At 67.9% G+C, this 414-nt stretch carries 1 pseudogene; it reads left to right on the forward strand.

The features are described from left to right. Positions 1-324, forward strand: a pseudogene (locus GWK61_RS55375) (STM4015 family protein); the annotation flags it as partial. Between the last annotated feature and the right edge of the window lie 90 nt (positions 325-414).

The following is a 414-nucleotide window of genomic DNA, read 5'->3' on the forward strand; positions in this document are numbered from 1 at the left end:
CTGGCCGGCGAGAGGTTCCCGAAACTGCGCTACCTCGGGCTGAAGAACGCGATCACGCAGGATGAGATCGCCACCGCCGTGGCCCACGCCCCGATCGTCGGGCAGTTGCAGACGCTCGACCTGTCGCTCGGGACGTTGAGCGACGACGGTGCGGCAGCCCTGTTGGCCGGGCAACCGCTCACCCACCTGCGCAAGCTCGACCTGCACCACCACTTTCTGTCGCGGGAGATGGACGATCGACTGCGGCAGGCGCTGCCCGACGTCGAGATCGACCTGTCCTGGCGAATCGCGGATGAGGACCGCTACGTCGCCGTCGCGGAGTGAACGGCCCCGAACCGTCGGGGCGCCGACTGTGGTCGTTCAGCCATGGTCTGGGTGGCCGCACCGAAGCTGAAGCGCCGGCTTGTATGGCTG

This window comes from Catenulispora rubra, from assembly GCF_015356825.1.
GTDB lineage: Bacteria > Actinomycetota > Actinomycetes > Streptomycetales > Catenulisporaceae > Catenulispora > Catenulispora rubra.